Genomic DNA, 3887 nt, shown 5'->3' with positions numbered 1-3887 from the left:
CGCCCACCGCGCTTGGCGGACGGCATCGCCGAGGTTGCCGGTCCCCACGAACGGGTCACTCAGCCCGGCGCGCCACCGTTCCAGCGTGGTGCGCTCCTCGAAGTCCGCCTGCGGGACGTCTCCGGCCCGGACCACCGCGACGGCGACCTGGCCGATCTCCCCGAGCAGGAACGGGATGCCGCGGATCAGCCATCTGCGCGCGAGCCTGTCGATCGAGGCAGGCCGACCGTCGACGGCCAGCGCGCGCAGGTCGCCCTGCAGGCGGCGCCCGTGGAAGAGCGCGGTCAGGACCGCCGGCTCGAGCCGCGCATTCAGCGCGTCGTTCAGCAGCCCGGCGCCGGACCGGCGGGAGCGCTCCACCGCCGCATCGACGCGGCCGATCTCCAGCGCGCATGCGGCAGCGATCTGCTGCAGGACCGCGAGCCGGGGCATCGAATCGCCCTCAGGGAAGGCGATGAGGCAGGCCGAGCGCTCGCTGGGGATCGGCATGGTGAGGGCCGTCCGGTCGCCGACAGTCAGGTTCATCACGAACGGCGCGCGTCCGGAGGAGCGGCGGACCTCCGCGTCGTAGGCGACCTTCCACGCGCGGTCGGGGGTATCGCCGCCGCGGATCAGCGGCTCCCACATCTCGGGGTCGACGACGTGCAGTCTGCAGCTCACCACACGGCTGAGGCGGTCTACGAACTCGGTGCCCGCGAGCGTCTCGCGCAGGCTCGCCATCACCTCGCCGTTCACTCGGGCGATCTGGGTGAACGACTGGTCCTCGCCCCTGGCGTTGGCGGCGGCGATGAACCGCACGTACTGCGCGAAGCTGACCGCGTGCGCGCCGTCGATGACCGGGAACCCGAGACGGTCCGCCGTCGCGAGCATCTCGTCGGAGAGGTGCGGACGGCGCTCGTCCTCGCCGATCACGATGCCGCTCAGCCCAGCCTCGACCATGTTCTCCACGAAGCGCACCTGCGCCGACGGCTCCTCCGGGACGATGTAGCCGCACGTCAGCACGAGGTCGCCCGGCTCCAGCCAGTTCCACGGGTCGAAGGCGTCACTCACGTGCGCCCATGACACTCGGCGGTCGAGCCCCGCCTCGCCTGCGAGCAAAGTCGCCTGGAGGTGCCGCAGCTCGACGACGTCGCGGACGCTGACACTGCCCGGCACGGTGGTAGTCCTGAGCGTGCCGGGCGCCGTCGGCCCGACGCTTGGACGAGGGACGTGTGCCGTCACGACGGGCCCGACGCGGTCATCGCAGCAGTGGCCGGGCACCGGCGCGCGGGTACGCATTCTGGTCGTGCGCATCGCGCCCCAGCGCGGAGAAGTCCGCGGCATCCGATGCTGGACATTGCTCGATCGTAGCCGCGCGACGGCACTACCGGTCCTATCGAGCGATATAGCCCCTGGCATCTTGGCTGTGTTGGCACACAGTAGGCGCGTGGCAGTCCGCGGCTCTCGGCAACGAGGTCGCGGGTCGAGCATCATCGCGTTCAAGGATTCCTGGCCCCTGTCCGGCATCCCGGCCACCCGTCCCGATGTCGAACGCCCCAGGAGCGTCTTCGTGGGCCGGGGGCGCGACTTAGTTCGTGCTGCCCTGCCGGATGAGATCAGCACCGCGCTCGGCGATTCCGTACACAGTGGCGACGAGCGCTACTTCGCGAGCTGGAGATCGCGACTGCGCAGGTGGGCTTCGACCCCCTTGATGACCGAGTCGATCACGCCGGGGTCGACCTCATCGGCGAGTGCGGTGGCACCGGCGAACCGAAGCAGCTCGGGAAGCTTGCTCCTGATCCTAGCCACGATCCAATCGACGAAGGACCCGTCGGCGACGGAGTCGTACCCCACCCAGTGGTTCTGCACACCCGGGGTCAGGTAGTGGTAATGCTCCTCGCCGGGAAAGGCGTCGAACCGCAGATGCTCCAGACCCGAAGCGGTTTCGAACACGTGCAGTGTCGGGCCGCCGGCCCACGGCGCATCGCTGCCGTCCTCGAACAGAGCCCGGCCTTCGACACCGAACGTCACGGCGCCCGCGGGGTAGTACGTGGTGGCTTCGACGACCACGGGAAGCGGGTCGCCCTGATACAACTTTCCGAGCCTGGTAGGTGTGTAGGAGCGCTTGGCCATGGAACTGCCTTTCATCTTGTGGTTGTCATGCGGACGTGGGGTTCAGCCACGGAACGGAGCTGAGCAGCTGCTGTGTGTGGGCCTCCTTCGGATTCTCGAAGACTTCGTCGACGCGGCCCGATTCGACCACCGCACCTTGTCGCAGCACCGTCACCGTGTCGGCGAACTGCCGCACCACGCTCAGGTCGTGCGACACGAACAGGTACGTCAGCCCGAACTCCGACTGCAACGAGACGAGCAGGTCCAGTATCTGTGCCTGCACGCTGACGTCCAGCGCAGACGTCGGCTCGTCGAGAAGAAGGATGTCTGGATGGAGCGCAATGGCGCGAGCGATCGCCGCGCGTTGTCGTTGGCCGCCAGACAATTTGGACGGTTTGGCCTTGGCGACCCGTTCGTCGAGCCCAACGGCGTGCAAGAGTTCCAAAGTTCGTTCCTTGCGCTCCCGAGCGGACCCGACCCCGTACAGGCCGAGCGGTTCGGCGATCAGGCTCGCGACGGTGTACTGAGGGTCCAGCGAGGTGAACGGGTTCTGGTAGACCAGCTGCAGATTTCTTCGGACCTCACGCAGTGACTGGTGGTCGCGCGCGGTGAGTTCGACGCCGTTGAGGAATACGTGCCCCGAGTCCTGCGGCTCGAGGCGTAGCACCGTGCGCAGGGCGGTGGACTTGCCGGAACCGGATTCGCCGACGAGGGCGTGGGTGGTGCCGCGCGCGACGGCGAACGAGACCCCGCCGAGTGCCACGTGGGCGTTGCGTCCCCTGCCGAAGGTCTTCACCAGGTTCTGGACCCGCAGGGCGGGTTCGTCAACATCGACCGTAAGGCGTTGTTGACGTGATGCTTTGACCTCTCGATACTTGTCGAGCTGCAGGCCGGGCACGTCGCGATAGAGCTGACGGGCGTAGTCGGAGCGCGGGTGGCGAAGCACCTGGGTCGATGTTCCGTACTCCTGGACGGCGCCGTCGTTGAGCACGACGACGGCATCCGAGCGCGCGGCGGCCAGCGACAGGTCGTGGGTGATCAACAGGATGCTGACACCGAGGTCGCTGCGCAGATCGTCGAGCAGATCCAGAATCGTCTTCTGGACTGTGACGTCAAGGGCCGAGGTCGGTTCGTCGGCGATCAGCAGCCCAGGATCGAGCAGAATGGCCATGCCGATCAGGACACGTTGCTGCATGCCGCCCGACAGCTCGTGCGGGTATGCCCGGAAGACACGCGCCGGATCGGGGAGACCCACCCGCTCAAGGACTTTCAGTGTCGTATCGCGGCGGTGTGACTTCGATCCGGGCTGCGCGTGGCGCAGCACTTCGTCGAACTGGGCGCCGATTCTCCGCACCGGATTCAGTGCGCTGCCGGGATCCTGTGGGATGAAACCGATCTCGCTGCCACGGAGTTGCCGAAGCTCCTTGGCGCGGAGCGAGAGGATCTCGTCGCCGCGAAAACGCACACTGCCGCGCACCCGCGACGTGTGTGGATCGAGCAGGCCGAGTATGGCGTTGGCGATCGTCGACTTCCCCGAACCCGAGCGGCCGATGAGTGAGACGGTCGATCCGGGCGGAACCTCGAACGAGACGTTCTCGACGACGGTGTGGCCGTCGTAGGACACGGTGAGATCCGCCACGGTCAGCACCGCCGGCGCGTTTGTGTCGTGGGTTCCCTCGGTGGCTGGTATCTGCTGCTGGATCGTCACGGTCTGTCCCCGAAGATGCGACTGATCCGATAGAGCGACAACACCGTAACGGCGATAACGGCGGCGGGCGCGAACACGAGCCAGGGAT

Annotated in this window: 3 protein-coding genes; all 3 read right to left on the bottom strand. The window is 67.4% G+C overall.

The window, feature by feature from the left end; all coding sequences use genetic code 11:
- Window positions 1-1155: PucR family transcriptional regulator ligand-binding domain-containing protein (locus ACRDUX_RS01765; protein ID WP_526410423.1), on the bottom strand; the 1155-nt coding region annotated here is incomplete at its 3' end.
- Window positions 1156-1638: 483 nt separating this feature from the next.
- A complete protein-coding gene (locus ACRDUX_RS01760) occupies window positions 1639-2127 on the bottom strand; it encodes a DUF7700 domain-containing protein (protein WP_526410421.1) in 489 nt (162 codons plus the stop codon).
- Between the two features lie 10 nt (window positions 2128-2137).
- Complete coding sequence (locus tag ACRDUX_RS01755; protein WP_526410419.1) at window positions 2138-3799, bottom strand: dipeptide ABC transporter ATP-binding protein; 1662 nt, start codon at window positions 3797-3799, stop codon at window positions 2138-2140.
- Window positions 3800-3887: the final 88 nt, after the last annotated feature.

It is taken from the genome of Mycobacterium sp., assembly GCF_050701675.1.
Lineage (GTDB): Bacteria > Actinomycetota > Actinomycetes > Mycobacteriales > Mycobacteriaceae > Mycobacterium.
Note: the sequence above shows the minus strand (reverse complement) of the source record. Positions and strands in the feature narration are given on the sequence as shown.